This is a genomic window from Bradyrhizobium cytisi (assembly GCF_008123515.1).
Taxonomy (GTDB): Bacteria; Pseudomonadota; Alphaproteobacteria; order Rhizobiales; family Xanthobacteraceae; genus Bradyrhizobium; species Bradyrhizobium cytisi.
Genome location: NZ_VSSR01000047.1, coordinates 76,178 through 99,745, shown reverse-complemented (window position 1 = coordinate 99,745; position 23,568 = coordinate 76,178). Strand labels below are relative to the sequence as shown.

Annotated in this window: 22 protein-coding genes and 1 pseudogene; 14 read left to right on the top strand and 9 right to left on the bottom strand. The window is 65.2% G+C overall.

Features of this window, described 5'->3' with window-relative positions; translation table 11 throughout:
- Positions 1–19: 19 nt before the first annotated feature.
- The 5 genes from FXB38_RS27940 to FXB38_RS27920 all read right to left on the bottom strand — a co-directional run bounded on the left by FXB38_RS27940 (position 20) and on the right by FXB38_RS27920 (position 6,014).
- Entirely contained in the window at positions 20–1,312 is a 1,293-nt protein-coding gene (locus FXB38_RS27940) for an MFS transporter (protein WP_148754144.1), read from the bottom strand.
- 6 nt (positions 1,313–1,318) lie between these two features.
- The gene (locus FXB38_RS27935) at positions 1,319–2,305 is read right to left on the bottom strand and encodes a hydroxyacid dehydrogenase (protein ID WP_148754143.1); all 987 of its coding nucleotides are present in this window, start codon (positions 2,303–2,305) and stop codon (positions 1,319–1,321) included.
- A 12-nt stretch (positions 2,306–2,317) separates the two neighbouring features.
- Entirely contained in the window at positions 2,318–4,177 is a 1,860-nt protein-coding gene (locus FXB38_RS27930) for a TRAP transporter large permease (RefSeq protein ID WP_148754142.1), read from the bottom strand.
- Between the two features lies 1 nt (position 4,178).
- Positions 4,179–5,210 (bottom strand): TRAP transporter substrate-binding protein, encoded by a 1,032-nt coding sequence (locus tag FXB38_RS27925; RefSeq protein ID WP_148754141.1) that lies wholly within the window; start codon positions 5,208–5,210, stop codon positions 4,179–4,181.
- Positions 5,211–5,570: 360 nt separating this feature from the next.
- Entirely contained in the window at positions 5,571–6,014 is a 444-nt protein-coding gene (locus tag FXB38_RS27920) for a DoxX family protein (protein WP_148754140.1), read from the bottom strand.
- A gap of 96 nt (positions 6,015–6,110) precedes the next feature.
- Here FXB38_RS27920 and FXB38_RS27915 point away from each other — a divergent pair, with 96 nt between their 5' ends.
- The 3 genes from FXB38_RS27915 (at position 6,111) to FXB38_RS27900 (ending at position 10,511) form a co-directional block, all read left to right on the top strand.
- A complete protein-coding gene (locus tag FXB38_RS27915) occupies positions 6,111–7,031 on the top strand; it encodes a LysR family transcriptional regulator (protein WP_148754139.1) in 921 nt (306 codons plus the stop codon).
- Between the two features lie 128 nt (positions 7,032–7,159).
- Positions 7,160–8,638, top strand: a complete 1,479-nt coding sequence (locus FXB38_RS27910; protein ID WP_148754138.1) for a caspase family protein — start codon at positions 7,160–7,162, stop codon at positions 8,636–8,638.
- 205 nt (positions 8,639–8,843) lie between these two features.
- Positions 8,844–10,511: a SulP family inorganic anion transporter gene (locus tag FXB38_RS27900; protein WP_148754136.1), complete on the top strand. Its 1,668-nt coding sequence runs from the start codon at positions 8,844–8,846 to the stop codon at positions 10,509–10,511.
- Between the two features lie 6 nt (positions 10,512–10,517).
- Here the strand turns inward: FXB38_RS27900 and FXB38_RS27895 are convergent, their stop codons facing one another.
- The 3 genes from FXB38_RS27895 to FXB38_RS27885 form a co-directional block, all read right to left on the bottom strand.
- Positions 10,518–10,889 (bottom strand): hypothetical protein, encoded by a 372-nt coding sequence (locus FXB38_RS27895; protein WP_148754135.1) that lies wholly within the window; start codon positions 10,887–10,889, stop codon positions 10,518–10,520.
- Between the two features lie 122 nt (positions 10,890–11,011).
- Positions 11,012–12,325, bottom strand: a complete 1,314-nt coding sequence (locus FXB38_RS27890) for a Spy/CpxP family protein refolding chaperone (RefSeq protein WP_148754134.1) — start codon at positions 12,323–12,325, stop codon at positions 11,012–11,014.
- A 103-nt stretch (positions 12,326–12,428) separates the two neighbouring features.
- Positions 12,429–13,853, bottom strand: coding sequence for an FAD-binding oxidoreductase (locus FXB38_RS27885; protein ID WP_148754133.1), 1,425 nt, complete (start codon positions 13,851–13,853; stop codon positions 12,429–12,431).
- Positions 13,854–13,940: 87 nt separating this feature from the next.
- Between FXB38_RS27885 and FXB38_RS27880 the strand changes: the two genes are divergently transcribed.
- Entirely contained in the window at positions 13,941–14,447 is a 507-nt protein-coding gene (locus tag FXB38_RS27880) for a thioesterase family protein (RefSeq protein ID WP_148754132.1), read from the top strand.
- Positions 14,448–14,452: 5 nt separating this feature from the next.
- Here the strand turns inward: FXB38_RS27880 and FXB38_RS27875 are convergent, their stop codons facing one another.
- Entirely contained in the window at positions 14,453–14,626 is a 174-nt protein-coding gene (locus FXB38_RS27875; RefSeq protein WP_148754131.1) for a DUF1328 domain-containing protein, read from the bottom strand.
- 238 nt (positions 14,627–14,864) lie between these two features.
- Between FXB38_RS27875 and FXB38_RS27870 the strand changes: the two genes are divergently transcribed.
- The 10 genes and pseudogenes from FXB38_RS27870 (at position 14,865) to FXB38_RS27830 (ending at position 23,566) form a co-directional block, all read left to right on the top strand.
- Positions 14,865–17,441 (top strand): ATP-dependent helicase, encoded by a 2,577-nt coding sequence (locus FXB38_RS27870; protein WP_148754130.1) that lies wholly within the window; start codon positions 14,865–14,867, stop codon positions 17,439–17,441.
- A gap of 79 nt (positions 17,442–17,520) precedes the next feature.
- A pseudogene (locus FXB38_RS44665) lies at positions 17,521–17,625 on the top strand (type II toxin-antitoxin system HicA family toxin); the annotation flags it as partial.
- A gap of 92 nt (positions 17,626–17,717) precedes the next feature.
- Entirely contained in the window at positions 17,718–18,008 is a 291-nt protein-coding gene (locus tag FXB38_RS27860) for a type II toxin-antitoxin system HicB family antitoxin (protein WP_148754129.1), read from the top strand.
- A gap of 88 nt (positions 18,009–18,096) precedes the next feature.
- Positions 18,097–18,513, top strand: a complete 417-nt coding sequence (locus FXB38_RS43065; protein ID WP_187435187.1) for a hypothetical protein — start codon at positions 18,097–18,099, stop codon at positions 18,511–18,513.
- Entirely contained in the window at positions 18,513–19,181 is a 669-nt protein-coding gene (locus tag FXB38_RS43060; protein WP_187435200.1) for an OmpA family protein, read from the top strand. Before FXB38_RS43065 ends, FXB38_RS43060 begins: the two co-directional genes overlap by 1 nt.
- A gap of 172 nt (positions 19,182–19,353) precedes the next feature.
- Entirely contained in the window at positions 19,354–19,872 is a 519-nt protein-coding gene (locus FXB38_RS27850; RefSeq protein WP_148754127.1) for an Mpo1 family 2-hydroxy fatty acid dioxygenase, read from the top strand.
- Between the two features lie 32 nt (positions 19,873–19,904).
- On the top strand, positions 19,905–20,936 hold the full coding sequence (locus FXB38_RS27845) for an NAD-dependent epimerase/dehydratase family protein (protein WP_148754126.1): 1,032 nt from the start codon (positions 19,905–19,907) through the stop codon (positions 20,934–20,936).
- Positions 20,937–20,966: 30 nt separating this feature from the next.
- Positions 20,967–21,593, top strand: coding sequence for a methyltransferase family protein (locus FXB38_RS27840; RefSeq protein WP_148754125.1), 627 nt, complete (start codon positions 20,967–20,969; stop codon positions 21,591–21,593).
- A 221-nt stretch (positions 21,594–21,814) separates the two neighbouring features.
- Positions 21,815–22,024 carry a hypothetical protein gene (locus FXB38_RS27835; protein ID WP_148754124.1) on the top strand — a complete coding sequence of 70 codons (210 nt, stop codon included), beginning with the start codon at positions 21,815–21,817 and terminating at the stop codon, positions 22,022–22,024.
- 237 nt (positions 22,025–22,261) lie between these two features.
- Positions 22,262–23,566, top strand: coding sequence for a PQQ-dependent sugar dehydrogenase (locus FXB38_RS27830; RefSeq protein WP_148754123.1), 1,305 nt, complete (start codon positions 22,262–22,264; stop codon positions 23,564–23,566).
- Positions 23,567–23,568: the final 2 nt, after the last annotated feature.

The following is a 23,568-nucleotide window of genomic DNA, read 5'->3' as shown; positions in this document are numbered from 1 at the left end:
AATGCGGTGCGTACGGAACCTACTTTGCAGCTTGGAGCTTATGCAGCCGCCCGGCCACGGCCCGCACCTTGCCCGGGGAGGCCTGCCAGACCGACAGCGCCGACAGCAGGCTGACGACGATGGCGATGCCGAAGGCGAGCGTGTAGTCGCCGGCGCGATCGTAGAGCAGGCCGGTCACCCACGGGCCGGCCGCGCCACCCGCCAATGCCGCGAGCATGATCATGCCGAAAATGCTGCCCTGGTGCCGGCCCTGAAAAATCTCGAACACCACCGCGCCCATGATCGAGGTGAGGCCGTAACCAAGCGCGCCTTGCGTGAACACCATCAACCAGACCAGCCAGAACGAGGGTTGGAACTTCAGCGCCATCAGCGCCGCGAAGCAGATCGCAAAGCCGGCGCAGCTGATCGCCCACACCCATTCCCGCCCGATCCGGTCGGAGATATGGCCAAGGAAAATCTGGCCGGGGATGCCAAGCAGGCTGACGGCGCCGAGCGCCCATACCGCAACGCTCGGGCTGAAGCCGATGTCGAGCAGGAATTTCGTTTGGTGCACCTGCACCGCGTACCAGATGTAGAGGCCGCAGAAATAGCCGAGCGCGAGCCACCAGAAGCGTGCCGTCGCAACCGCCCGCCTCAGCGTCCAGTCGGTGGCGGCCCAGACGGGGTCGACGATGTTGGAGACCGGCATTGCGGTCCCTGCGGCCGGCGCCGCGTCGCCGTCCGGCTGCAGGCCGATGTCTTCGGGGCGCTTGTGCAGCAGCAGATTGATCGGCGCCAGCACGATCAGGATCGTCAGGCCCATCGCGGTGCAGGCGGTGCGCCAGCCGGTCTGCTCGATCATGTGCTGCACCCATGGCAGCAGCGTCATCGAACCGATGCCGACGCCGGCAAAGGCGATGCCGATGGCAAAGCCGCGCTTGCGGATGAACCAGTTCGGCAGGAACAGCGATTGGCCGGAATAGCCGAGACACACCGAGCCGGCGCCGACCATGACCCCGATCGTCAGATAGAGATGCCAGGGCTGGCTGGTGAGAGGCGCGAGCAGCAGCCCCCCGGCCATCAGCAACACGCCAAGCTCCATCACGGCGCGCGGTCCCGCGCGGTCCATCAGCCGTCCGATCAACGGACTGGCCACGCCGGATGCGACGAACCCGAAGGAGAAAGCGCCCGCGGTGACGCCGCGTTCCCAGCCGAATTCGGAAATGATCGGCGGAAAGAACAGCGAGAAGGAGGTGCGCGCGTTGACACCGATGGCCATGGTGACGAACGTCACCGCAACCACGATCCAGCCGTAGAACAACGGAAGCCGCATTTTTGTTTATTTCATCCCTGGACGCCGCGTCCAGCGGTCGGCGTTGACGGCGCCCTGCGGGGCCTCGCCCTTGACGATGGCGTCGACCTGCCGCACGGTTTCCAGCGACTGATATTCGATCGCCTGCGGCGTCAGACCGCCGACATGCGGCGTGGCGATGACGTTCGGCAGCTTCGCCAGTTCCGGCGTCGGCATCTGGTCGGGCGCGCGGCCGACATCCATCGCAGCACCAGCGATGCGGTTCTCCAGCAGCGCCTTCGCGAGCGCGGCCTCGTCGACGAGATTGCCGCGCGAGAGATTGATGAAGACGGCGTGCTTCTGCATGCGCGCCAGTGCCGCCTCCCCGATCATCTTCTCGGTCTGCTCGTTGGCGATTGCGAGGCAGACGACGTAGTCGGAAGCCGCCAGGAGCTCGTCGAGGCCGAGTTGCTTGATCGCGCCGTCGCTGACATCAGCGAAGGGATCTGAGACCAGCACCTCCATGCGCATCACCTTGGCGATCTCGGCGAGGTAACGACCGATGCTGCCATAGCCGATGATGCCGATTGTGCTGCCGGCGAGCTGACGGCCCATCCGCGCCTCGGGTTTGCGGCCGGCATGGTAGTCGGCGGTGGCCCGCGACACGCCGCGGGAGAGATCGACCATGAAGCCGACCGCGAGCTCTGCAACCGCCTGCACGAAGCCGGGACCGGCGCGCGTCACCAGCACGCCGGCTTGCGAGGCGGCATCGACATCGACGTTGCGGATATCGACGGCGCAGCGGACGAAGGCACGCAGGCGCGGCAGTTGCGCAAATATCTCGCCGCGCCCTTCCGTCATGCGATCAGCGACGATGATGTCGGCGTCCTTTGCCGCGTTCACGAGGCTTGCCGCATCGAGCGCCCGGTCGCCTTCGTGCAGGATCACGTCCGCAATCGCCCGCAGGCCGCTCAGGCTGCGATCGCCGTAATAATTGCGGCGCATCTCCGGCGTGTGGGCCAGCAGGACTTTCACGGCGACACTCCCTCAGTAGCCGAACGCGCGCGGCAACGCGGTCGAGAGCCATGGCACGAAGGCGATGACGAGCAGGCAGAGAAACAGCAGGCCGAGATAGCCCAGGATCGGCTTCACCGTCTGCTCGATCGGCACGTTGCCGATCAGGCAGGCGCCGTAGAGCCCAAGCCCGAGCGGCGGCGCAAACAGGCCGACGCCCATCGCGATCACCAGCACGACGCCGAAATGCAGCGGATCGATCCCGAGCTGCACCGCCACGGGAAGAAGCAGCGGGCCGAAGATGATGAGCGCAGCCGCGCCTTCCAGCACCGAGCCCATCACGATCAGCACGGCGATCGCGAGCAGGATGAACAGCCAGGTGCCGCTCGTTTTGGACAGTCCCAGCATGAAGTCGCCGACCGCATGCGGCACCTGCTGCAAGGTCAGCGTAAACGCCAGCGATTGCGCGGCGGCGACGATGAACAGCACCAGCCCGGCTCGCGTCGCCGCCTGAACGAAACTATGCGTCGCCGATCTGAAGCTGAGCTCGCGGAACACGACGCTGCCAACGACGAGCGCGTAGGCGACCGCGAAGGCCGAGATCTCGGTCGCGGTGGCAAAGCCGCTCTTGAAGCCGAAGAAGATCATGAAGATCAGGCCGAACGAGGCGATCGCGCCGCTCCACAATCCTGACACCGGCACTTGTGGCTCGACCTCCGCGGCGTCCGCTGGCGTCTTGCCGAAGATGATGGAGAAGGCGATCAGCACCGCCGCCATCAGCGCTGCCGGCAACAGCCCCGCCATGAACAGGCCGCCGATCGACAGGTTCGCGACAAAACCCAGAATGATCAGGTTGATGCAGGGCGGGATCGTCTCCGCCATCACCGCGGACGCCGCGAGCAGGGCCACCGCGCTGCCCGGATTCTGCTTCGAGCGGCGCGCCGCCGGGATCAGCACGGAGCCTACGGCCGCGACGTCGGCCATCTTCGAGCCCGAGATGCCGGAGAACAGCACCATCGAGGCCACCATCACCACGTTCAAGCCGCCGCGCATGCGGCCGACCCCGCGCTGCAACAGCTCGATCAGACGCACCGACATGCCGTTGGCTTCCATGAGGTAGCCAACGAGGATGAAGAACGGGATCGCGAGCAGCACGAAATTGTCGATGCCGCGCGCCATCTGCTGGGCGAAAATGACACCGGGCAGCGCGCCCTCGACCCAGATGAAGATCAGCGCGGCCAGCGCCAGCGCAAAACCAATCGGCAGGCCGCCGAACAGCGTGGCAAAGAAGCCGATCAGCATCAGCACGCCCGCCGACGGCACCGAGGACGGTGACAGATAATCCCAGGCGAGATAGAGGACGGTCACGACGGCGACGGCAACAAGGCCTCTCATGATCTCAGGCAGCGGCCGTGCGCAGAGATGGTCGATCGCGAACACCGTCATGAACAACGCGCCGACGCCCATCGGATAGAAGGTCAGCTCCAGCGGCAGGCCGGAGCCGGTGGTCTGTCCCGCCGTCAGCGAGCCCAGCTTGATGGCGTTGTAGGCGACGTAGCCGGAGATCAGCACGACGAGCACGGCGCTGGCGGCGTCGACCAAGGTGCGTAGCCGCAGCGCCAGCAGATCGCGGAAGAAGGACACGCCGACATTCTCGCCGCGCGCCAGCGCACTTGCTGCGCCGAAGAAGGCCGATCCGACCATCAATCCGCGCGCGACGTCGTCCGACCATTCGACCGGCGCGTTGAAGCAGAAACGCAGCAGCACGGATCCGCAGACGACCGCGAGATCGGCGGCCAGAAGGATGGCCGCGATCGCGTCGCTCAGGCGAAGCAGAAGGGCGATGCTTCCGTGGCGACCGCCCGCGAGCGGCACGGCTTCTGTCACCACCATCTCAGGCTTGGGTCGAACGAATGATGTCGATGACGGCCTTGGACTCCGGGCGCGCCTTGATGAAGTTCTCAATCTGCGGCGCCACGCGCTTCTTGAACGCCTCGCGGTCGCATTCGGCCACGGTCACGCCCTTCTCGGTCAGAGCCGTCAGCGCTTCCTTCTCGACCGCAAGCCCATGGGCCCGCGTGTCGACCGCGGCCTTCTTCGCGGCGTCGAGAAACCCCTCGCGCAGCTTCGGATCCATGCGGTTGAAGGTCATGTCGCTGAAGTAGACCGCGAGCGGCGAGAAGTTGTGCTGCGTCAGCGCATAGAACTTCGCCGTTTCGAAGAACTTGCTGGCGAGGATCGTCGGCGGATCATGCTCCAGGCCATCGAGCACGCCGGCCTGCAACGCCGTGTAGATTTCGCCGAACGCCAGCGGCGTCGCCGCTGCCCCCATCAGCCGCAGGCATTCCGTGATGACGGGATTCGGCAGCGTCCTGATCTTGAGACCGGCGAGATCCTCCGGAGTCTTCACCGGCTTCTTCGCAAAGACGCTGCGCGAGCCGAAATTATAGGCCCAGGCGATGATGCGGATGTTGCTGCCCTTGAGCAGCGCGTCCTCAATCGGCTTGGCGGAACCGGCGTCGAACGCCTTGGTCTGCTGCGGGAAGCTCGAGAACAGAAAGCCGAGGTCGTAGGTGCCGACCAGCGGCACCAGATTAGCCGAGATCGACGAGCCCGACACCATGAGGTCGATGACGCCGAGCTTCACCGAATTGATGACGTCGATCTCCTGACCGAGCTGGTTGTCCGGGAAGAAGGCGACCTCGACCTGCTCGCCGAGCCCGTTGCCCTTCAAATTCTTGACGAGGTTGTCGTAGTAGACGCGTCCGTTGGCGAATTTCGGATCGTTCGGCAGCGAGGAGGAGCATTTCAGCTTCAGGGTCGCGGCTTCGGCGCGGCCGATGATGGCGGGAGAGAGCACGAGGCCGGCGGTCACTGCCGTCGACGACTTGATGAACGTGCGGCGGCTGACGGGCACGATAGTCATGGTGTCTCTCCCCGATATTTTTTGTTCGCGGCCGCGGTCGTAGCCACGGCCTGTTGCGCGGACTGTATGGCCAAAGCGACAGGGCAGGCAAGGGTTGCGACCGGGGGATGCAAGCGCGAGGGAGCAAGGCGCGCCGGCAGAGACTGCCGCGGAATGCCTATATTTGCCGATGTTCTCGATCATGCCGTATCGCGACCGAACGGCGGGCGATGCAAGACTACGCAGATCGATCCAATTCAGGTATGGATCAATGCCGAACGCAGATTGATGAGCTTTGGCCTGCTGCACACACGTTGGCAGGTAACAAAAAGCTGCGGGACCGTGATCCCGCAGCTCTCGCGTTGCAATGATGCGACGACGTCAGCGCGACGACGCGACGCTCAATTGTCCATTCGCCGCCTCGACATCGCGTGAAGGCCGCAGCGCGAAAGCACCATCGCCGAGCAGCGCCTGCGCGGCCAGCGCGATCGCCCAGAAGGCGGGGAATTCCCAGCCGCCCTTCGGATTGGTGAAGAAGAAGCCGGCGGCGCCGTGTACCGTGAAGATGGCTCCGAGCAGGATCGGAATCCCGGCCAGCGCCGCATAGCGAGTCCAGACACCGAGGATGAGCGCGATGCCGCTCAGCACTTCAACCGTCATGATGAGATAAGCGAGCTCCGGCGGGAAACCGAGGCTGCCAAAGAATTTTGCCGTACCGGCCGGGGTGAAAACGAACAATTTCAGGCTGGCATGGGCCAGGAACAGCGCGCCCAGCGTCACGCGCAGCACCAGCGCGGCGTAGGGAGCGGTACGGGAATCGATCATGGTGGTCTCCATTGTTGGCCGCACCTATGATCTATTCTTATTAGGATGATAATCGCCTATTCTGAAAATATACTTCACACTAATGGAGTGAGATAGATGCTCGACCGGCTGACCAGCCTGGAAGTCTTCGCCAAGGTGGCGGCGAACGGCAGCCTGTCCGGTGCGGCCCGGGCGATGGGCCTGTCGCAAACCATGGTCACCAAGCACGTGGCCTCGCTGGAGGCGCGGCTCGGCATCAAGCTGTTCCACCGCACCACGCGGCGGCTGTCGATCACCGAAGCCGGCCGCCTCTATCTGGAATCCTCCGAGCGGATCCTTGCCGACATGGAGACGGCCGATGCCGCCGTCGCGCGGGAGCGCGCCGAGCCGCGCGGATTGTTGCGGGTCAACGTGCCCGTCGTGTTCGGCACGCGGCAGGTCGCGCCCCTCATGGCAGGCTTCTCGGAACGCTACCCCGAGGTCACCATCGAGCTGGGCCTCAACGATCGCCTCGTCGACCTCGCCGAGGAAGGCTGGGACCTCGCGATCCGCATCGGACGCTTGCGCGACTCCAGCATGGTGGCGCGAAAGCTCGCGCCAAACCGCCTGGTGGTCTGTGCCGCCCCGTCCTATCTGGCAAAGCACGGCACGCCGCGCACCGTCGCCGACCTCGCCGCGCATAATTGTCTCGGCTACACGCTCACGCAGCAGGGCAGCGCCGCGGAATGGCCGTTCGGCGTCGATGGCGAGATCCGCATCCAGATCAGCGGCACCTTGCGCGCCAACAATGGCGATGCGCTGCGCGCCGCGACGCTGGCCGGCCTCGGCCTCGCCCGGCAGCCGACCTTCATCATCGCTGACGATTTACGCGCCGGCACGCTGGTCGCGCTTCCGCTCGATCAGCCGGAGATGCAGTCCTCCGCGGTGCATGCCGTCTACCTGCCCGATCGCCGGCCGCCGGCGAAGGTGCGCGCCTTCATCGATTTCCTCGCCGCACGCTTTGCGCCCGTTACGCCCTGGGACCGTGGGCTATTCTGACGGCGCACCCCGGCAGTCGCGCTGCCCAATTTTGCCGCAGCGCCTACGTGATCCAGTGCACAGACAGGGTCATGGCGCGCAATTAGAAAAGATGACATCCTCGCGCCATTTCCAATGGAGGTGACACCATGCGCCGTCCACTTCTTTGTAATTTGATTGTTGCCTCCAGCCTCCTTGCGCTTTCGCAATTGATGACACCGATAGATGCCGCGGCCGAAGCGCGGCTTGCGCTGGTGATCGGCCAGTCCGCCTATCGCACGGTGCCGGAGCTACCCAACGCCGCCAACGACGCCAAGGGCATGGCGGAGCTGCTCGGCAATGCCGGCTTCAACGTCACCACGGCGCCAAACCTGTCACAGAACGAGATGCGCCAGACGATCTCCGATTTCGCCGGCAAGGTCAGCGCCAGCGGCGCCGATACCGTCGCGCTGGTGTTCTATGCCGGCCACGGCTTGCAGATCGACGGCGAGAATTATCTGGTGCCGGTCGATCTCGATCCCAAGCGCGGGGCCGACATTCCGCTCCAGGGCGTGCGGCTGAACGATCTCCTCAACACGCTCGGCGCGCTGCCGACGCGCGCGCGCATCTTCATGCTCGATGCCTGCCGCAACAATCCGTTCCCCGCGCTCAGCGGCGCCGGCCACGGGCTTGCGATCGTCGACACCAAGGCCGGCGCGCCCGGTTCCTTCATTTCCTATTCGACATCGCCCGGTGCGGAAGCCGAGGACGGCTCCGGCGCCGACAGCCCCTACACGACCGCGGCTTTAACGGTTGCCAAGCAACCGAACATCCCGATCGAAGAGGTATTCAAGCGCATTCGCATCGCAGTGGCACAATCGACCGACGGGCGGCAGATCCCTTGGGAAAGCTCGTCGCTGACGACCGACTTCAAATTCTTCGGTGACAGCAGCGGCCAGCCCGCTGCTCCGGGCGCAAACGCGATGGCGCTCGCCAGCGCCACGCGCAGTGTCGCGGACTGGCGCAAGGATTTGCAAGGCAAGGATGCCAAGGTCGCTTATGACCTCGTGATTGCCGACGACACAGTGGAAGCCTATCAGGCGTATGTCGAGCTTTACGCGCAGGCTTCCTACACGCCGCGTCTGCGCACCGTGCTGGAGCGGCGGCGCCAGATGCTGGCGTGGGACCGTGCGGTAGCGATCAACACCCGCGCCTCTTTCGAGGCCTATCTGGCAAATTGGGACAACAGCGATCTCGCCGCGACCGCGCGCCGGCTGCTGCTCCGCGTGCAGAACCGCAATTACAGTTTGCCCGTCGCAGCCGCTGCGGTCCCTGCTCCGATTGCCGTCGCGCTGGCGCCGACCTGTCCGTGCACAGCGCCGTCGACCCCGGCGACGCCGATCAATCCGATTGTCGCGCCTGTCATCAAGAAGCGCGTCGACGACACGCCGCCGAAGCGCAAGGTCGTCGACACGCCGCCGAAACCGCGCCGGCCGCCGCCTGACGAGGTCGTCGAGCGCGCCCCGCCGGGGCCATCGCCTGAAGCCGTCGGCGTCGGGATCGGTCTCGGAATTGGTCTCGGCATGGGCATGGGCGGCCATGGCGGAGGCATGGGACGCGGCGGCGACTACAACCGCGGCAGGTACTGAGGCTCCCGCGAGATACGGAGGACACATCTCTCCTCCGTCATTGCGAGCGCAGCGAAGCAATCCAGAGCCTTTCCGCGGTAGGATTCTGGATTGCTTCGCTGCGCTCGCAATGACGACGGATGTAGAGAATTTACGTCTACCGACTCCCAATCCGGAAATGCTGTAGTCTGATCGACCGACGCACGCTTCCGGGGATTCCACATCGATGCCGCAAGACACTCACGCCAAGCATGCATGGCCGCTCTTCCGCTCGCTCGCCTCCTATTCCCTGCCCGGCGATCTCATGGCGGGGCTGACGTTGGCGGCGATCGCGATCCCCGAGCAGATGGCGACCGCGCGGCTCGGCGGCTTCGCGCCGCAGATCGGCTTCTTCGCCTTCATGGCGGGCTCGCTCGGCTTTGCACTCCTCGGCGGCAACCGATTCCTGTCCTGCGGCGCCGATTCCACGATCACGCCGATCTTCGCCGGCGGGCTTGCAGCGCTCGCCGCTGCCGGCTCACCCGAATATCAGGGGCTCGCGATCGCGCTGGCGCTGATGGTCGGCGCAATGATGCTGGCCGGCGGCGCGTTTCGGCTCGGCGGCATCGCCAACCTGCTGTCGATGCCGGTGATGGTCGGCTTCCTCGCCGGCATCTCCGTCCACATCATCGTGTCGCAATTGCCTGGCGTGCTGGGACTGGAATCGCCGAGCGGGCCGACGCTCGATCGCATCGGCGTGCTCGCAACCGAGCTCGGCCGCACCAATCCCGTGACGCTCTGCATCGGTTTCGGCGTGCTGGCCGTGGTCATTATCTCCGAAAAAATCAGCGCAAAGATTCCCGGCGCGCTGGTCGGGCTCGCCGCCGCGACCCTGGCCACGATCGCACTCGGCCTCGAGAGCAAGGGCGTCAACGTCGTCGGCAGTGTGCCGGGCACGCTGCCGCGGCCGACCCTGCCCGAGCTTGCACCGGAGCTCTGGGTGCGCCTCGTGCCACTCGCTTTCGTCATCACGGTCGTCGTGATGGTGCAGACCGCGGCAACGACTCGGTCGTTTCCGTCCGATCCCGATAAGCCCGCCGATGTCGATCGTGACTTCCTCGGCGCCGGCGCCGGCAGCGTCCTGTCAGGCCTGTTCGGCGCATTTCCGGTCAATGCGAGCCCGCCGCGCACGGGCATCGTCGCCGAGACCGGCGGACAATCGCAGCTTGCGGGCCTTGCGGCTGCAGTGATCGTATTGTTGTTGCTCGCGTTCGGAACGGGGCTGCTGCAGCACGTCCCGGATGCAGCCCTTGGCGGCATCCTGCTGTTCGTCGCGCTGCGCATCATCCGCATCAAGCAGATCCTCACGATCTATCGCCAGTCCTTCAGCGAATTCCTGCTGATCGTCGCCACCGCCGCGCTGATCATCGTGCTGCCGATCCAGCAGGGCGCGTTCCTCGGCATCGTGCTGTCGTTGCTGCACGGCATCTGGAGCACGACGCGCGCAAGGCTCATCGAGTTCGAGCGCGTGCCGGGCACCACGATCTGGTGGCCGGCACATCCGCACATCACCGGCGAGCGCATCGCCGGTGTCGCCGTGATCGGGCTTCAGGCACCGCTGTCCTTCCTCAACGCACCGGGCTTCCGCAGCGACGTGACGAAAGTCCTGGGCACGGCGACACCCCAATTGCTGGTACTGGAGGCAAGCGGCATGGTCGAGATCGACTTCACCGCCGCGCAGATCCTGCTCGACGTCTTCAAGACGTGCAATGAACAGGGCGTCACGGTCGCGCTGGCGCGGCTGGAATCGGTGCGCGCGCAGGATGCGTTCGAGCGCTTCAAACTGTTCGATGTACTGCCGAAGGAGCACGTCTTCCACAGCGTGGATGAGGCCGTCCGCAAGCTGGCGAAATAGCAGCGTTCACTGCAACAGCACGGGATAGTCCCGCTGCACCGCCTCGCGAATCCAGCTGGCCTGGATCGCGCGCGACAAAATCTGCCCGGTCTTGACGTCATTGGCCTTCATGCAGAGATCGACGATGCGGCGGACCGCGTCGTCGCGCATCAGATCGTCGGAGATCTTCATCGCGATTTCCATCGCGGCGCGCGCCGCACGTTCATAGCGTTCGCTCTCGCGCCTGTCGTTGCGCGCCGAACCTCCGACCGTCGCTGCGCTCGCAGTCGCAGCGTCACAAATGGTGCGGATGCGCGCGGCGCCTTCGATGTCGCCGAGCGGGCCCTGGATCACCTCGTCCCAGACGTCCCCCCGCTTCTGCTTCGCGAACCACTTCATGACCCCGCCACCCGTGGTCTTCCCGCCACCGTGTTGTCGTGCTTCAGTCCACCCAGCATAGAGAACCGCAGCGAGATCGGCGAGGCGGTTTTTTCCGTCATACTCCTTGGCTTGCGGCGCATTCAGGACGTCCGACGTGGCCCGATCGCCTCGAATTGCGCTTTCTGCTCGTCGTTCAGCGTGGCGTAAAAATCCTCCAGCGCCGCGCGAACCGACTTGACGCCATCGACCATTACGTCGAGCCGCTTGCGGACCGCGGCCATGCGCGCCGGCGGCGTCATCACATCGTTGGGCTGGCAGGCCGCCTTGAGCGATGCGCTGACCTTGCCGCTGGTATCCTGCAGCACCTGTAGCGCAGCGCGCTGGGTGTCGTTGGGATGGAGCCTCGCCTCGATGTCGGCGCCGGGCCAATCGAGCGCAGCAGACGCCCCGCAATTCTGGACCAGCGATCCATTGGTATTGCCGGAAGCCGTGGCGCGACGCTGATCTTCGGCCAGCGCATTGAAGCGCGCCTTCTGCTCGTCCGTGAGCGAGCCATAGAATTTATCCAGTGCGGGCTGAACGAGATCGACGGCTTTCGCCATCGCCTCGATACGCTGTTGCATCGCCGCCAGCCGACCGGGCGCCGTCGCCGCAACCTGCGCCGGACAGGACGCCCGGATCATCCCCGCCGCCTGGATCGAGGCATTGCCGAGCTCGTCGAGGCTTGCACCTTGCGTCTCCGTCGGCTGCACCGCGGCTGCGATCTGGTCGATCGGCAGGCCGACGATTTCGCGGCGGTCGCTGCCGCAAAGCTGATCGAGCGCAACGCCTCGCGCTTGCCGTCGTCCCTGCGGACGCTGCGGCAGATAGGCCGACAGGCCGTCATAGCCATAGGGCCCGAAGATGCCGGCATAGATGTCCGGGTAGCCGTAGCCCCAGAAGCCGAGACCGTCGCCCCAGATCGTGTAGTCGTAGAGATCGTTATAGGCGAACGGCCAGAACAACGGTCCGACCCAGCCATAGCCGCCCCCCGCATGTTGCCACCATCCGCTGCTTGCGCCATGCCAGCCGGCAAGTGCGGCCGCGGCTGCGATCTGGGCCCGCGCCGCCGGATTGCTGATCAGTCGGCCGTTGCGGAACGCGCTGGAGTGCGCGTTGAAGGCATTGCGGAAATGCGCAGGACGGACGCCCGCATTGCGGATCCGACCGAAGTTCGGACCACCATGTCGAGCTCCGGTTGCGAACCGCACCCCGCCATGATGCCCGCTGCCGCCATGCCCGTGTCCGAAGCCATGACCGCCAAAATGGCCGCCACCATGATGGCCACCGCCATGGCCACCACCATGACCGCCTCCGTGCCCACCGCCATGTCCGCCGCCGCCCTTTCCCAGAGCCGCGCCTGCCAGCATGCAGGCAAGCGCCATCACGGCAATTCCAATGACCGGTCGCAACATCGCATCCTCCCGCAGAGCCGCGCCATTAAGGCATCGGAAGTTGACGGGAATTGGAACCGGCGTGGTGGGCGAAAGTTCCGCGACCGCGATGCAGCGCCGTGCGCTACGCCTCCGGCACGATCTTGCCGGGGTTGAAGATGTTTTGCGGATCGAGTGCCTTTTTCAGCGCACGCATCGCATCCAGCGCCTCTGGGCCCAGCTCGGCCTTGAGGTATTTTTGCTTGCCCTGGCCGATGCCGTGCTCGCCGGTGCAGGTTCCGTCCATCGCCTGCGCACGCTCGACCAGGCGATGCATGAACTCCTCGCCGCGCGCCATCTCGGCCGCGTCGTTGGTGTCACACACCAGCGAGCAGTGGAAATTACCGTCGCCGACATGGCCGACGATCGGCGACAACAGGTTGAGCCGCTCGAGATCTTCCTCGGTCTCGCTGACGCAATCAGCAAGCCGCGAGATCGGCACGCAGACGTCGGTTGCGACCACGCCGATGCTGTCGCCGGGCCGCAGCGCCTTGACGGACCAATAGGCATCGTGCCGCGCCTGCCACAGTTTTGTGCGATCCTCCGGCTTGGTGGTCCAGGAGAAATCGCCGCCGCCGCAATCCCTGGCGATCTCGCCGAACGCCTTCGACTGCGCATCGACCTCGATCTCGCTGCCGTGAAATTCCATCAGCAGCAGCGGCGTCTCCGGCAGCGTCAGCTTCGAATACGCATTGCAGGCCTTCACCTGCGCGGCGTTGAGCAGCTCGATGCGCGCCACGGGAATTCCGGTCTGGATCGCCATGATCACGGCCTGACACGCCCCATGCACGGTCTCGAACGACACTGCGGCCGCCGCGATCGTCTCGGGAATTCCGCGCAGCCGAATGGTCAGTTCGGAGATGATGCCGAGGGTGCCTTCGGCGCCGACGAACAGATGCGTCAGGTCGTAGCCGGCGGATGATTTCTTGGCGCGCGTGCCTGTGGTGATGATCTCGCCGTCGCCGCGCACGACCTTCAGCGCCAGCACGCTGTCGCGCATGGTGCCGTAGCGCACCGCATTGGTGCCGGAGGCGCGCGTCGAGGCCATGCCGCCGAGCGAGGCGTCCGCGCCGGGATCGATCGGGAAGAACAGGCCCTGGTCGCGCAGATGCTCGTTGAGCGCCTTGCGGGTGACGCCGGGCTGGATCACGCAGTCGAGATCCTCGGCATGCACCGCGAGCACCTTGTTCATGTCGCGCAAATCGATCGAGATGCCGCCGGCGGGCGCGTTGACCTGGCCCTCGAGCGAGGTGCCGGTGCCGAAGGCAATCACGGGCACGCCGTTGCTGGCGCAGATCCGCACCACGTCCTGGATGTCGGCGGTCTCCTGCGCCATCACCACGCCGTCCGGCGGCTGGTTGACGATCCATGTGGTGGTATGGCCGTGCTGCTCGCGGACGGCCTGCGAGGTGATGAGGCGGTTGCCGAAGCGTGCGGCAAGCTGCTCCAGCGCGCTTGCGAGGGCTTTCGGCGCCGGCCGCGGCGGATTATTGGTGATGGTCGTACCCACGGACACTCCTCCCGACACAGGAAACCGTGGCAAAGGACATCTCACCGGTCAAGTCAAGCGACCGGACGCATAGCCAGGGAATGAGACATGCCGGAGAGTGCCGCCACCGCCCCTACGCCTAAGCCGTTCCGCAGCTCGATCATGCAGATCGAGCCGCAATGGATCGACTATAACGGTCATCTCAACATGGCCTATTACAACGTGATGTTCGACCGGGCGATCGACGAACTCTGGCTCGAGCTCGGGATAGGGCCCGCCTACAAGAAGGAGCGCCACGGCTCGACCTTCACCGCCGAATGCCATGTGCGGTACTTGCGCGAAATTCACCTCGGCGATCCCGTGCAGATCTTCGTGTGGCTGCTCGAAGCCGATGACAAGCGGCTGCACACCTTCGAGGAGATGCGGCACGCCACCGAAGGCTGGCTGTCGGCGACATCAGAGAACATGTCGCTGCACATGGACATGAATGCGCGGCGCGTGGCGTCGTTTCCGCCCGACATCCAGCAACGCATCGCGGAAATCGCCAAGGCCCACAGTGCCGTGCCGCGGCCCGAGGGCATCGGCCGGAACGTGGCGATGCCCTCGAAGCGGTAGGCGCGCTATATCCTGGTGCGGCGGCGGGCAACGCCGAACACGGCCGAAACCAGGAACAGAATGACCGCGATGAAGAAGATGACCTTGGCGATCTCGACCGAAGCGCCGGCGATGCCGCCGAAGCCCAGGATCCCGGCGATCAGTGCGATAATCAGAAACGTCACAACCCAGCCAAGCATGGTCAAACCCTCGTCTTGATGTCTGTCTGCGTTCGGCGCGGCTGGCCGCGCCACCTGACGAGACAATCTCGACGCGGAAACGATGGTTCCGGCTCGTGCAGGAGCGAAATTCGCGCCGGCGTCAGGAACAAATTGGCCTGCCGCGCACGTGGAAAACCCGTTCCGGCCGCCCCATATAGGCAGCAATCCCTGTTATGAAGGCTCCCTTCCGCGACCCCGCGGTGCCATCGTGGGGCCAATGATTCGCATGACCGAGCCGAGCAAGATCACAGGCGTCCCCGACCATCAGCCCGCAGCCGGCGGCATCGCCGCGCGTGCGCGCGCCTCCGTGGGTCCGAAATACCTGACCGGGCTCAATCCCGAGCAGCGCGACGCCGTGGAGACACTGGATGGCCCGGTTCTGGTGCTGGCCGGCGCCGGCACCGGCAAGACGCGCGTGCTGACCACCCGCATCGCCCACATCCTGAGCCAGGGCCGCGCCCGCCCCTCCGAGATCCTGTCAGTGACCTTCACCAACAAGGCCGCGCGCGAGATGAAGCACCGGCTCGGCCAGATGCTCGGGCAGGCCGTCGAAGGCATGCCGTGGCTCGGCACCTTCCACTCCATCGGCGGCCGCATCCTGCGGACCCATGCAGAGCTGGCACAGCTCAAGTCGAACTTCACCGTGCTCGACACCGACGACCAGGTGCGGCTGCTGAAGCAGCTCCTGCAGGCCGACAATATCGACGACAAGCGCTGGCCGGCGCGCATGCTGGCCGGGCTGATCGACGGCTGGAAGAACCGCGGCCTGACGCCGTCACAGGTGCCGGCAGGCGAGGCCGCCGTCTTCGCCAATGGCAAGGGCGGCAAGCTCTATGCGAGCTACCAGGAGCGGCTGAAGATCCTGAACGCCGCCGATTTCGGCGACCTGCTGCTCGAAGACATCCGCATCTTCCGCGAGCACCCGGATATTCTCCGGCAGTACCAGCAGCGCTTCAAATACATCCTGGTGGACGAATATCAGGACACCAACGTCGCGCAGTATCTGTGGCTGCGGCTGCTGTCGCAGGCGCCGGCGAAGCCAGCCTCGCCGACTGTCATTCCGGGGCGGCTCGAAGAGCCGAACCCGGAATCCGGAGATGAGTCCTCAGCTCGAGATTCCGGGTCTGCGCCTTCGGCGCATCCCGGAATGACGGCGGTGGGCCCCACAAAAAACATCTGCTGCGTCGGCGACGACGATCAGTCGATCTATGGCTGGCGCGGCGCCGAGGTCGACAACATCCTGCGCTTCGACCACGATTTTCCCGGCGCAAAAGTCATCCGTCTCGAGCGCAACTACCGCTCGACCGGCCACATCCTCGCGGCCGCCTCGCACCTGATCGCGCATAACGAAGGCCGGCTCGGCAAGACGCTGCGCACCGAGGACCAGGACGGCGAGAAGGTCACGGTGACCGGCTCGTGGGACTCGGAAGAGGAAGCCCGCGGTATCGGCGAGGAGATCGAGCAGATTCAGCGCCAGGGCGAGAAGCTCAACGAGATCGCCATTCTCGTGCGCGCGTCCTACCAGATGCGCGAATTCGAAGACCGTTTTGTCACGCTCGGCCTGCCCTATCGCGTCATCGGCGGCCCACGCTTCTACGAGCGCGCCGAAATCCGCGATGCGCTGGCTTATTTGCGCGTCATCAACTCGCCGGCCGACGATCTCGCCTTCGAGCGCATCGTCAACGTGCCCAAGCGCGGGCTTGGCGATGCCACCGTGCAGATGCTGCACGACCACGCCCGCAAGCGCCGCATTCCGCTGTTCGAGGCGGCGCGGGCCGTGGTCGAGACCGACGAGCTGAAGCCGAAGGCGCGCGGCAGTCTGCGCGACGTCGTCGCCCAGTTCGACCGCTGGCGCGCCCAGCGCGAGGTCACCGCCCACACGGATCTCGCCCAGATCGTGCTCGACGAGAGTGGCTACACCGAGATGTGGCAGAAGGACCGTTCGGCGGACGCCGCAGGCCGGCTGGAGAACCTCAAAGAGCTGGTGCGCTCGATGGAGGAGTTCGAGAACCTGCAAGGGTTTTTGGAGCACATCTCACTGGTGATGGACCGCGACAGCGGCGCCGATGAGGACGCGGTGTCGCTGATGACGCTGCATTCGGCCAAGGGTCTCGAATTCGACAACGTGTTCCTGCCCGGCTGGGAGGAAGGCCTGTTCCCGAGCCAGCGCACGCTCGACGAACAGGGCCGCGCCGGCCTTGAGGAAGAGCGCCGGCTCGGCCATGTCGGCCTCACCCGCGCGAGGCGGCGCGCGAAAATCTATTTTGCGACCAACCGCCGGATCCATGGCACCTGGTCGACCACGATCCCGTCGCGCTTCCTCGACGAATTGCCGGCGGCCAATGTCGAGATCACGGAGTCCAAGGGCGGTTCAGCCTGGGGCGGCACCGGCGGCTACGGCGCCTCGCGCTTCGACGACATGGAGGCGTTCGGCTCGACCTATTCGACGCCGGGCTGGCAGCGCGCCCAGGCCAACCGCAACAAAGGCGGCAGCCGCAATGGCGGCGGCGGACGCGGCGGCTTCGAGGAAGAGGCCTCGAATTTCTCGTCCTCTTCATCATCCGGCCCTGATTTCGGCAGCTTCTCCTCGCGCCGCCGCGGGCCGCTGACGATCGAGGGCGAGCTGGTCGCCAAATCGACCGGCACGACATCCGAGTTTTCGCTCTCCGACCGTGTCTTCCACCAGAAGTTCGGCTACGGCCGCGTCACCAGGATCGACGGCAACAAGCTCACCATCGCCTTCGACAAGGCCGGCGAGAAGAAGGTCGTGGACAGCTTTGTGCAGCGGGCGTGAGTACACCCGCGTCGCCCGCATTTAACCCCGGCGGCTACGTTTTAGTGTTCCGGTCAGATGATTCCTTGGGGAGAAAGTCATGCTGACCGCAAGCCGCGACATTATTCGTCGTCTGGAGCGAGAGGGCTGGAAACTCGTGCGTGTGACCAGGTCGCATCACGTGTTCAAAAGTCCCGCTTCGGGCGAAACGATCGTCGTTCCGCATCCCGAGAAGGACTTGGGAAAGGGCTTGGTCCGTGCCATTTATGGCGGGCTGGAAGCCCGATTGAGGTCGATATGGCTCACTACATTGCCATCATTGAGGACGCAGGCCCGGACCACGCCGTCGGCGTGTGGTTTCCAGACCTACCCGGCTGCATTTCTGGCGGCGACGACATCGACGAAGCCTTGGAGAATGCACCGGAAGCGCTTGAGCTCTACGCGCAGGAGCTGATCGGGGACGGCCGCCAGCTTCCCTCGCCGAGGACGTTGACCGAACTTAAGGCCGATCCAGAGGTTGCCGAGGACCTCAGGAACTACATGGTCGCCCTGATAGAGTTGCCTAGCCGCGCTCACGCTGCCGAGTGAGGACTGTTCGCCGCATTGGCCGGACTCTCGACAATTCCCGGGCGAACGCCCCTTGACCATGGCGAACTTCCCCGTATCAGATGCAACCATGGTCCGGGGCTCCATCACACTGATCGTGCTTGCATTGGGGATGCCGTCGCTTGCGACGGCGGAGACCATGAGCTTTGGCGATTCGATCGGCCTGCTGGCAAAAAGCTGCGGTGCGGAAATCGTCGCCAATTGCCGCGGCGTCAATCCGGATTCCACCCGGCTGAAGGAGTGCCTGTCCCGCAACCGGGACGTGCTCTCCCAGCAGTGCCAGAGCGACTACCTCACCGCGTTCGACGCCATCCAGAAGCGCGTCGCCGCCCGTGTCACGGTCGCGAACGCCTGCCAGCGCGAGATCGTCAAGGTCTGCGGCGGCTCGACCAAGGAGACCAGCAAGTCGGTCCCCTGCCTGATCTCGACGCCCAAGGGCATCAGCAACAACTGCCTGAAGGCCGTCGACGACGCGGGGTACCGATGATGCGCGCAGCCGGGCACATCACCGCCGGACTCGGTTTCGCATTGGGCCTCGCTCTGCTCGCGGGCGCAGCAGGCGCACAGACGGCGCCGACCCGTGACGACATCGTCGGCAAGCTCAATCATTTCGAGGAGGCCCCCGAGCTCGACCTTCCCGCGCTGAAGCGGCAGGTGATGGAGCGAGCCAAGGCCAGGATCAAGAACGATCCGGGTCCGGTGAACCGGCCGCTGATCGCGCCCGATCTGGCCAAGCTGCCCGCCTTCAACGCCCAGATCCAGTTCGACGCCGACACGCCGATCATCCAGCCGGACTCCTACCAGACCGTCGGCCGGATCGCCGACGCAATGGTTCACGCCTCGCTGCTGCCCTACACGTTCCTGATCGCCGGCCATGTCGAGTCCAATCAGAAGACGCGGGAAGCCAACGCGATCCTGAGCCAGCGCCGGGCGGATGCGATCCGCGATGTACTGGTCAACACGTTCAAGATTTCGACCAAGCGGCTGCAGCCGATCGGCCTCGGCGAGGAGCAGCTCCTCGACCGCGCCAAGCCGACCTCGGCGGTCAACGGCCAGTTGCAAATCCTGACCTTTGCCAAAGTGCCCGAAGAGGCGCCTGCGCATCCGGCAGCGGGGCCTGCGCCTGCGGCGAAAAAGCCCGCCAGGAAGCATTGAGCGCGCGGCCTTCGCGCCTGGCGGAACCCGTTGAAGTCTTGGCTGATTTGTGACCTGTCTCACAGCGCGACAGCGCGGTCCTGCGCGACAATAGCGCCAGTTTGTGCACTGCCCTATCAGGTGCTATAGGCAGTCTTCGCCCTTCCCCGCCCCCGTGCCGTATGAGACCAAGATGGCTGGCCATTTTCAACGCCAACTGGCCGATTATGTCGAATACCATCGCGATCCCTGGAATTGCGCGATGCATGTGGTCGGCATTCTCCTGCTCTTCACCGGCGCGACGCTGCCGCTGACGCTGGTCCATTTCTCCGTGTTCGGGTTCGAGGTCAGCCTGGCGGTGATTTTGGCCCTGCCGGTGCTGGTCTACTGGCTGATGCTGGACGCCGGGGTCGGGCTCGGCATCCTCGTGTCGATGATCGTGCTGCTTTCGGTCGCAACCGCGATCGGCAATCAGGTCTCGCTTGCCATGATGTGGTCGATTTTTGCGGTGCTGATCGTGCTCGGCGTCGCATCGCAGATCGTCGGCCACAGGGTGTTCGAGGAGCGGCAGCCGTCGATGGTCGACCACCCCACGCATTTTCTGCTTGGACCGATGTTCGTGATGGCAAAATTTTACATTGCACTGGGTTTTCGTCGCGACCTTGCCGCGATTCTCGCGCCTCTTCCGAGCAACTCCCTTTCAACCCGATAGCTTTCTCGAAGCGGAACAGCAAAACCTACTTCATGACTCTCGTACTGGTTACCGGTGGCAGCGGTTTCATCGGACAGCATCTCGTCGAAGCGCTCCGCGACCGTGGGCAGCGGGTACGTGTTCTCGATGTGCGGCCGCCGGCCGCCGCGAACGCGGACGTTGAATATCTGCACGGCTCGGTGCTGGACGGCGCCGCGGTCGATGCTGCGCTTTCCGGGATAGACCAAGTCTATCACCTCGCCGGCCTGCCCGGCATGTGGGTCGCCAACAAGCGGGATTTTCATGACGTCAATTTCCGCGGCACCGAGGTCGTGCTTGCGGCTGCGATGAAGCGCGGTGTGTCGCGCTTCCTGCACTGCTCGACGGAATCGATCCTGTTTCCTTATGCGAACCTCGACGGCGTTGCCGCCGAGGAGGCGCTGCAGCCGGCCGACGCGATGCCCGGCGCCTACACGCGCTCGAAGTCGCTCGCCGAGCACCACGCGGCGAAGGCCGCATCCAGGGGCTTCCCGCTCGTGATCGGCACGCCGACCATGCCGATCGGTCCCGCCGACCACAATCTGACGCCGCCCACCGCAATGCTGTGGTACTTCCTGCAGAAGAAGGTGCAGCCGCATCTCGACTTCCTGGTCAACCTCGTCGACGTTCGCGACGTCGCCATGGGCCTGGTGCTGACGATGGAGCGCGGCCGCACCGGCCAGCGCTACATCCTCGGCGGCGATTGCGTCAGGCTCGGCCAGATCCTGCGGATGATGTCAGCGATGAGCGGACGGCGGCAATATCCGGTGGTCGTTCCCGGCAAGATCGCCGAGCTCTCCGCCATCATGCTGGAATCGATCTCCGACCGCATCACGCGCCGTCCGCCCAACGGTACCGCCGAGGGCGTGCGCATTGCGCTTGCCGCGAGCGACCTTTCAATTGGCAAGGCCCGTAACGAGCTCGGCTATGCGCCGCGCCCGATCGAGCCGGTGCTGCGCGAAACCATCACCCATCTGCTCGCCCGCGGCGGCCAGGCCGCGTCCAATGCCATCGAGCATCACGCACTGTCGTCGCGCGCGAGCTGATCTGCTCCCCAACCCAAAGAACCTTTCCGCATGTCCTTCGATTTCAGCAAGCTTCTCTCTGTCGCCTGGGGCGGCTGGACCACGACCTGGCCGACCGAACTCCTGGCCCTGATCTGGCTCGCCTTTCTCGCCAGCTGGGTGGGCGCCTCGTTCTGGCAGGGCCGCACCAAGAAGCAGGTCATGACGCTGGAGTCGCAGCGCTATCGTCTGCCGATCCTGGTCGGCGGCATCCTGTACACGCCATGGATTGCGGAAGTCATGGGCTGGAAGCCGCTCTGGGTGCTCAGCAACACGGGCATCTCCATCGCCGCGGTTCTCTCGGTCGCCGGCATCGCCTTCGCCTGGTGGGGGCGGCTGCATCTTGGAAAGTTTTGGTCCAACACCATCACCCACAAGGAAGACCACCGCGTCATCGACACCGGCCCGTACGGCATCGTGCGGCACCCGATCTACACCGGGCTGATCTTCGGCATGCTCGTCACCGGCATAGCGATCGGTACAGTGACGACGATCCTCGGCGCAATCCTGATCTCACTCGGCATGTGGCAGAAGGGCCGGATGGAAGAGGTGTTTTTGTCGAAGGAGCTCGGCGAAGATGCCTACGGCGCCTATTGCCGTCGCGTCCCGATGATCATCCCCTTCCTCTCGCCGCGCTGAAGTTTAGTCTCGTGTCCCGGACGCGTTGCAACGCTCTTGGCGTTGCGACGCAGAGCCGGGACCCAGATGGCCGTCGTAAGATGGGCCCCGGCTCAGCAGCGCACCGCGGAAGGCGCGCTACGCTGCGTCCGGGGCACAGCGCACAGTTCGACGCGCTGACGGGAACCGCCCCTTCATTCGTCCGTTTACGCCTCGACGCATGCACCGCAGAGCATCGAGCCATGTCGGACACCTACGATTATTTTCGCGCGCACGCGATTGCGGCCGTCCGCAAGGCGCGGGCGTTGCCGCCCGGACGGCCGAAGCTGAAGCAGCGCACGGTCGCGCGCGTCTATCACCTCCTCTCCAAGGAGGCCGCGCTCGCGCCGAACATCCGTCACCTCGATCGTTTCCGCGCGCCGCGACGGCTGGAGCTGCAGGTCCGCCGCTAGTCCCCTCGCCCATGCAAATTCGATCAGCAGCCATTCCACGGGAATAGACCTCCGCGGAGTTCCGCCGCGGTTGACCTTTTGACCGCGACCCAGTTGGATGCGCGCGCAAAACGGCACGGCGACAGTTCATCGTCGATCTGGAGAGTTCGACGATCAGGCAGAGATCAGGTCCTGGCCCGCGCGGGGCTTTGGGCGATCCGCATTGGACAGCGCCGCAGGGTTCGACAGGGGATTTTCATGACATTTTCCAGCATCTTTGCGCAGTTCGTCGCGTTCGTGGGCGGCATCGCGCTGCAATGGCGAAAGCTGTCGGGCACCACACCCGCGCCGGCCTGGGGCCAAGCGCCGGCGATTCCCGAAGCGAAGCCGCAAGGCGCGCTGCCGACGCTGAAGATGCCGACCGCCCGCGGCTGGAGCGAGGGCCAGAAGCCGACGGTCGCACCCGGGCTCAAGGTCAATGCGTTTGCGACCGGGCTCGACCATCCACGCTGGATCGAGGTGCTGCCCAATGGCGACGTGCTGATCGCGGAAGCGACGCAGATCGCGGGCGCCCCGAGGTCGGTGTTCCACTACGCGATGCAGGCGACGATGCGGCGCGCCGCGGCGCTCGGCGAGTCCGCCAACCGCATCACGCTCCTGCGCGACAAGGACGGCGACGGCGTCGCTGAATATCGCGGCGCCTTCATGGAGAACCTCAGCCAGCCGTTCGGCATGGCGCTGGTCGGCGACACCTTCTATGTCGGCAACACCGACGGCGTGATGGCCTTTCCTTACGTCGCCAATGCCGATCGCATCACCGCGCCGGGCAAGCGGCTCACCACCTTCAAGCCGAGCGGCCACTGGACGCGCAGCCTGCTCGCCAGCCCCGACGGCAAGAAGCTCTACGCCGGCGTCGGCTCGCTCAGCAACATCGCCGAGATGGGCATGGAGGTCGAGGAAGGCCGCGCGGCGGTCTACGAGCTCGATCTCGCCGCCGGCACGCATCGCATTTTTGGTGCGGGACTGCGCAACCCGGTTGGACTCGCGTGGGAGCCGAACACGAACGTGCTCTGGACCGTCGTCAACGAGCGCGACGGGCTCGGCGACGAGACGCCGCCGGACTACCTGACCTCGGTGCGCGACGGCGGCTTCTACGGCTGGCCCTATTGCTACTGGGGCAAGACGGTGGACGACCGCGTGCCGCAGGATGCAGCGATGGTCGCCAAGGCGCTTCAACCGGACTACGCGCTCGGTGGCCACACCGCTTCGCTCGGCCTGTGCTGGATGCCTGCCGGCACCCTGCCGGGCTTCCCCGATGGCATGGTGATCGGCCAGCACGGCTCGTGGAATCGCAGCACGCTGTCCGGCTACAAGCTGGTGTTCATCCCGTTCGAGAACGGCAAACCCTCCGGCCCCGGTCGCGACATCCTGTCAGGCTTCCTGTCCCCGGACGAGAAGGAATCCTACGGCCGCCCGGTTGGCGTCGCGATCGGCCCCGACAAGAAGTCGCTGCTGATGGCCGATGACGTCGGCAACGTGATCTGGCGCGTCACCGGCGCTTAGAG